The organism is Curvibacter sp. GW821-FHT01G03, from assembly GCF_059422285.1.
The window spans coordinates 55,901-62,116 of sequence record NZ_JBWKWP010000026.1; the positions used below are offsets into that span (position 1 = coordinate 55,901).

A 6,216-nucleotide genomic window follows, 5' to 3' on the forward strand; every position below is an offset into this window, starting at 1 on the left:
GCCCTAACTCATCCGATCATCTGATCGCGTCTGCTCCAGGCTGGGCAGGTTCTTGGCGAACCAGCCCACACGTTCCGTCTGGCGTACATCGAACTTGGGGACATAGGGCTTGATGTCCAGCACGGGCGTGCCGTCCAGCATGTCGTTGCCGGCGAAGTGCAGCAAGCGGCCTTCTCGGCGCAGAAGTCGAACCAGGCTCAGACCCAGTCGGTTGGGTCTGGCCGGTGCCCGGGTGGCGAACACACCGTGGCGCTCGTTGTCCAGAAAGGGAACGACCTCCAGGCGCTCGACCTGCACCTGATGCAGATGGGTGATCAGCCAGACAAACTCGAAGCCCTCGATGTCGCGAAGCCCGGCCTCAAAGGCCTCGTGTACCTCCAGGCAGGCCACTTCATGCGGGGCACCAGCCGTTTGGACGGGCATGCCAATGGGGTCGGTGAAGCGGCTGCGCACCACGCCGATCGGACGGCATTGAACCGCATCGTCGTTCATGGGCGCAGGAGCTTGAGCAGCTTTTTGAGGTCGGCCCGGGCGGCCAGTTCGGCCTTGGCTTCGATCTCGCGGTAGCGCTTCACGATTTCCTGGCCGACCGCCGTGAGGCTGGTTCCACCGCCTCGGCTACCCCCTGCCGAGGTCATCACCGCGGGCTCTTGAAGGCTTCGGTTGAGCTCGTCGACCAGCAGCCAGGCGCGCCGGTAGGACATGTCGAGCTCTCGCCCAGCCGCAGAGATCGAGCCGGTGCGCTCGATGGCCTCCAGCAGTTGGACCTTGCCAGGCCCAATGGCGATTTCTTCTTCGCGTCGGATTCGGAGCCGAAACTGGATACTGGTCGTCATGGGGCTGGAAGACTCTCTTAGGGGCTGTTGGCTTGGATCCTAACGCAGCCCTAGCCCGGCCGCCACACCAGCCTGAGCCGTCTGGATGGCAAGAGGCCGGCGGTCTCTCGGTTCGGCGGACAGTGGCCTGCCCTGGGTGCCGATTGGGCGATGGTTCAAGTCAAGGCCCGGCACGGCGGCCGCACCGGGCTGGTGGGCCCATCAATCCAGTGTGATGCCCAGGGCCTTGATCAGCGGCTGCCACTTCTTGCGCTCGCTGTCGATCAGGCGGTTCATGTCGGCGGCGTCGGCCGGGCGGGCCTCCCAGCCGGCATCGAACAGCTTCTGCCGCACGCCGGCATCGGCCATGGCCTTTTGCAGCTCGGTGCCCAGGCGGGCGCCGATCTCCTTGGGGGTGGCCGCCGGCAACACCAGGCCTTGCCAGGTGTAGGCCTCGACCGCGGGGTGGCCCAGTTCACGCGCGGTGACCAATTGGGGCAACTGCGGGATGCGTTCGCCCGACAGGGCCAGCAGGGGAACCACCTTGCCGGCCTTGACCGCGCTGATGCCGCTGGGCAGGTCCAGCATCATCAGCGGCACCTGGTTGCCCATCACGTCCTGCAAGGCTGGGGCACCTCCCTTGTAGGGCACATGCAGCATCTTCACCCCAAACTCACGCTGGAACAGCTCCAGCGCCAGGTGGTGCGGGCTGCCCTGGCCGGCGGTGGCAATGCTCAGCTCGCCCGGGCTGCGCTGCAGCGCGGCCAGCAAGGCCTTGGCGTCGGCCAGGCCGGCCTGGGGCGAGGCCACGATCAGCAGCGGCGAACGGCCCATCATGCCCACGGTACCGAAGTCTTTGTCAGCCGAGTACGGCAGCTTCTTGTACAGCACGGGGTTGTAGACCAGCACGCCGTTGTCGGCCGACAGCATCGTGTAGCCGTCGGCCGGCGAGTGGGCCACGTTGTCGGCGGCGATGGAGGCGCCGGCTCCGGGGCGGTTGTCCACCAGGATGGGCTGGCCAAGCTGGCGCGACAACTGGGCGCCCACGGTGCGGGCCAGAAAGTCGGTGCCGCCACCGGCAGGGTAGCCCACCACCCAGCGGATCGGCTTGGCGGGGTAGCTGTTGGGCTGGGCCTGGGCCTGCCCCAGGGCGAGCAGGCTGGCGGCCGCCAGCGAGAAGGTGGTGAAAAGTCTCCGGGTGCTTGTCATGGTGTCTCTCTTTTTGTGAAGGGTGGCTGGAATCGGAAAACTGAAAGGGCTGCCGGCTTCAGGCCATGCACTGGTACTTGGTGTGCAGGTACTCCTCCAGGCCCTGGCGTGCACCTTCGCGCCCATAGCCCGACTGCTTGATGCCGCCGAAGGGCGCCACCGCGGTCGAGATCAGGCCCGAGTTGATGCCCACCATGCCGTACTGCAGGGCGGCGCCCACGCGCCAGGTCCGGGCCGAGTCGCGGGTGTAGAAATACGCGGCCAGGCCGAACTCGGTGTCGTTGGCCATCTGCAGGGCTTCGGCCTCGGTGTGGAAGCGGAACAGCGGGGCCACGGGGCCGAAGATCTCCTCCTGGGCCAGGCGCATGGCCGGGCTCACCCCGGTCAGGATGGTGGGCTCGTAGAAGGTGCGGCCCAGGGCATGGCGTTGGCCCCCGGTCAGCACCTGGGCGCCCCCGGCCACCGCGTCGGCCACCAGTTCTTCGACCTTGGCCAGCGCCGGCTCGTCGATCAGCGGGCCCTGGCCCACATCGGCCTCCAGCCCGTTGCCCACCTTGAGGGTGCGCACGGCCGCCGCCAGCTTGGCGGCAAAGGCGTCGTACACGCTGTCGTGCACCAGAAAGCGGTTGGCGCACACGCAGGTCTGCCCGGTGTTGCGGTACTTGGAGGCCAGCGCGCCGATCACGGCCTGGTCCAGGTCGGCGTCTTCGAACACGATGAAGGGCGCATTGCCACCCAGCTCCAGCGACAGCTTCTTGAGCGTGGGGGCGCATTGGGCGGCCAGCAGGCGGCCCACCTCGGTCGAGCCGGTGAAGGTCAGCTTGCGCACCAGCGGGCTGGCCGTCAGCTCGGTGCCGATGGGGCGGGCCCCGCCCGTGAGCACGTTGAACACCCCCGCCGGCACCCCGGCGCGCTGGGCCAGCTCGGCCATGGCCAGGGCGCTCAGCGGGGTCTGGGTGGCCGGCTTCACGATGATGGTGCAGCCCGCGGCCAGGGCCGGGGCCACCTTGCGGGTGATCATGGCGGCCGGGAAGTTCCAGGGCGTGATGGCGGCGCACACGCCCACGGGCTCACGCGTCACCAGCAGGCGCTTGTCGGGCCAGGGCGAGGGGATGATCTCGCCATACACGCGCCGCGCCTCCTCGGCGTACCACTCGATGTAAGAGGCCGCGTAGGCGATCTCGCCGCGCGCTTCGGCCAGAGGCTTGCCCTGTTCGCTGGTCATCAACAGGGCCAGATCGTCCTGGTGCTGCAGAATCAGCTCAAACCAGCGGCGCAGGATGCGGGCGCGGTCTTCGGCGCTGCGCTCTTTCCATTGCAGGAAGGCGGGCTGCGCGGCCGCAATGGCCTCGCGGGTCTGTTCGGCCCCCACGTCGGGTATGTGGGCGAGCAGCTCGCCTGTGGCCGGGTTGTGCACGGGCAGCGTGGCACCGTTGCGGGCGGCCACCCAGTGGCCATCGATCAGGTTGGCCTGCTTCAGCAGGCTGGGGTCTTGCAGGGTCAGCATGGGCTTGGTGGTTCAGTAGGGGCTGCTGCCGGCCGGTGCGGCAGCCAAGGTGGTTTCGGTGGCAGGCTTGAAGCTGCGGGCCAGGGCGGTGGCGGCGTTCACCAGCAAGGTGGTGTCCACGCCCACGGCCACGAACTGCGCGCCGGCGGCCAGGTAGTGGCGGGCCTGCACCGGGTCGGCCATCAGGATGCCGGCCGCCTTGCCGGCAGCCCGCACCGTGGCAATGCCCTCGGTGATGGCCTGCTGCACGGCGGGGTGGTTGGCTTGGCCGCGGTAGCCCATCGAGGCCGACAGGTCGGCCGGCCCAAAAAACACGCCGTCCACACCCTCCACCTGGGCGATCTCGGCCAGGTGGCTCAGGGCCTCGGTGGTTTCGGCCTGCACCAGCAGGCACATCTCATCGTCGGCCAGGTGCACATACTGCGGCACCTGGTTCCAGCGCGAGGCGCGTGCCAGGGCCGCCCCCATGCCGCGCACCCCGGCCGGGGCATAGCGCATGGCGCGCACCATCTCACGCGCCTGTTCGGCGCTGTCGATCATCGGCACCAGAAGGGTCTGGGCACCCACATCGAGGTACTGCTTGACCAAGGCGGTGCGGCCTTCCACCGGGCGCACCACCGGGTGCACGGGGTAGGGCGCCGCGGCGCGCAGTTGCGACAGCACGGTGCGCACATCGTTGGGGCCGTGCTCGGCATCCAGCAGCAGCCAGTCAAAGCCGCAGCCGGCCAGGGCCTCGGCCACGTTGTCGTCGGCCAGGCCGACCCACAGGCCGATCTGGGTCTGGCCCTGTTGCAGGGCGCGTTTGAACAGGTTGGGGCTCAGGGCTTGCATCGTTGGCCTCACACGAAACGGAAAGACACCGAGCCCAGCGGGCCGTAGTCGGCATGGAAGGCATCGCCGGCTTTGGCCGCTGTGGGCCGCGTGAACGAACCGGCCAGCACCACGTCGCCCGCGTTGAGCTGCTCGCCGTGCGGGGCGATCTTGTTGGCCAGCCAGGCCACGCCGGTGGCGGGGTGGTTCAGCACGGCGGCGGCCAGGCCGGTCTCTTCGATCACGCCGTTCTTGTGCAGCAGGGCGCCGACCCAGCGCAGGTCCACGTCCAGTGGCTTGACCGGGCGGCCGCCCAGCACCACGCCGGCATTGGCGGCAAAGTCAGAGATGGTGTCGAACACCTTGCGCGGGGCGCCGCTTTCGCGGTCGAACTGCTCGATGCGGGCATCGATGATCTCGATGGCGGGCACCACGTAGTCGGTGGCCGACAGCACTTCGAACAGGCTCACCTCGGGGCCCTTGAGGGGCTTGCCGAGGATGAAGGCCAGCTCCACCTCCACCCGCGGTGCGATGAAGCGCGTGGCCGGGATGTCGGTACCGTTGTCAAAGAACATGTCGTCCATCAAGGGCGCGTAGTCGGGCTCGGTGATCTGGCTGGCCATCTGCATGGCGCGCGAGGTCAGGCCGATCTTGCGGCCCTTGATGCGTCGGCCGGCGGCCAGCTCAAGCTTGACCCACTCGCGTTGGATGGCGTAGCCGTCCTCGATCGTCATGGCGGGGTGGCGGGCCGAAAAATGGCGCAACGGGGCACGGGTTCGGCGCGCCTCTTGGAGCTCGCGGGCGAGCGATTGCAGGGTCTCTGGGGACAACATGGGTGTGCGTGCTGGGGGCGGGAGTGGGTTGGGCGAGGGGCTCAGGCGGCGACGGGTGCCGTCAGCGGTTGCACGGGGAAGATGGCGTTGATCTGGCCGGTGCCCGAGCTGGGGAAGAACGGGGTCACCACCTCGACGCCAGCGCTGTAGGCATCCCAGCCCAGGGCGCCCAGCAGCATGGCGGTGTCGTGCATGAAGCCCTCGCCATGGCCCTTGTCGGCGTACTCGGGCAGCAGGGCGCAGAAGGTCTTCCAGTCGCCCTTCTTCCACATCTCGACCACATGGTGATCGAACTCTTCGAGGTAGGGGCTCCACATCTTGTGCATGTACTCTTCGGCCACGCCGTTCTGGGCAAAGCGGTGGCTCAGCGAGCCGCTGGCAAAGAAGGCCACCTTGCCGTCGTAGTCGCGTTCGACGGCCTCACGCATGGCGCGGCCCAGGCGAGCGCTGTCGGCCAGGTTGTGCACCGTGCACAAGGCCGACACCGACACCACCTTGAAGCGGCGGTCGGCGTTCATGTAGCGCATGGGTACCAGGGTGCCGTACTCCAGATTCAGTGTGGTGTCAGAGTGGGCGCGGGTGGGCACGCCGGCCGCTGTGGCCGCCCGGGCCAGCAGATCACCCAAAGCCGGGTTGCCGTCGTACTCGTACGGCATGTTCTTGATGAAGTGCGGCAGCTCGTTGCTGGTGTAGATGCCCTTGAAGTGCGCTGCGTTGTTGATGTGGTAGCCCGAGTTGACCAGCCAGTGGGTGTCGAACACCACGATGGTGTCCACGCCCAGCTCACGGCAGCGGCGGCCGATTTCAAGGTGGCCGTCGATGGCAGGCTGGCGGCAGCCCTTGTGCGGGCCGTCCAGCTCGCTCAGGTACATCGAGGGGACGTGGGTGATCTTGGCGGCAAGCGCGAGTTGGCCCATGGTTGACTCCTTTGGTTGTGACTTCTGACTTGTGACGTGTGTTCGGGGGGTATGCCCGAGCGCGGGCTCAAACTCCCCAGTGGGGGATGTGGTGGCTACCCAGCGAAACGGCGACGTTTTTGGGT

Annotated in this window: 7 protein-coding genes; all 7 read right to left on the bottom strand. The window is 67.9% G+C overall.

What is annotated here, in order from left to right:
- Positions 1 to 3: 3 nt before the first annotated feature.
- Entirely contained in the window at positions 4 to 492 is a 489-nt protein-coding gene (tsaA, locus tag AC07VS_RS26505; RefSeq protein ID WP_494752449.1) for a tRNA (N6-threonylcarbamoyladenosine(37)-N6)-methyltransferase TrmO, read from the bottom strand.
- Positions 489 to 836: a winged helix-turn-helix domain-containing protein gene (locus tag AC07VS_RS26510; RefSeq protein ID WP_494752450.1), complete on the bottom strand. Its 348-nt coding sequence runs from the start codon at positions 834 to 836 to the stop codon at positions 489 to 491. Before AC07VS_RS26510 ends, tsaA begins: the two co-directional genes overlap by 4 nt.
- 201 nt (positions 837 to 1,037) lie before the next feature.
- Positions 1,038 to 2,024, bottom strand: a complete 987-nt coding sequence (locus tag AC07VS_RS26515) for a Bug family tripartite tricarboxylate transporter substrate binding protein (protein ID WP_494752451.1) — start codon at positions 2,022 to 2,024, stop codon at positions 1,038 to 1,040.
- A 58-nt stretch (positions 2,025 to 2,082) separates the two neighbouring features.
- Positions 2,083 to 3,531 carry an NAD-dependent succinate-semialdehyde dehydrogenase gene (locus tag AC07VS_RS26520; RefSeq protein ID WP_494752452.1) on the bottom strand — a complete coding sequence of 483 codons (1,449 nt, stop codon included), beginning with the start codon at positions 3,529 to 3,531 and terminating at the stop codon, positions 2,083 to 2,085.
- Between the two features lie 12 nt (positions 3,532 to 3,543).
- The gene (gene hpaI / locus AC07VS_RS26525) at positions 3,544 to 4,362 is read right to left on the bottom strand and encodes a 4-hydroxy-2-oxoheptanedioate aldolase (RefSeq protein WP_494752453.1); all 819 of its coding nucleotides are present in this window, start codon (positions 4,360 to 4,362) and stop codon (positions 3,544 to 3,546) included.
- An 8-nt stretch (positions 4,363 to 4,370) separates the two neighbouring features.
- Positions 4,371 to 5,174: a 2-oxo-hept-4-ene-1,7-dioate hydratase gene (gene hpaH, locus AC07VS_RS26530; protein WP_494752454.1), complete on the bottom strand. Its 804-nt coding sequence runs from the start codon at positions 5,172 to 5,174 to the stop codon at positions 4,371 to 4,373.
- A 41-nt stretch (positions 5,175 to 5,215) separates the two neighbouring features.
- A complete protein-coding gene (gene hpaD, locus AC07VS_RS26535; RefSeq protein WP_494752455.1) occupies positions 5,216 to 6,091 on the bottom strand; it encodes a 3,4-dihydroxyphenylacetate 2,3-dioxygenase in 876 nt (291 codons plus the stop codon).
- Between the last annotated feature and the right edge of the window lie 125 nt (positions 6,092 to 6,216).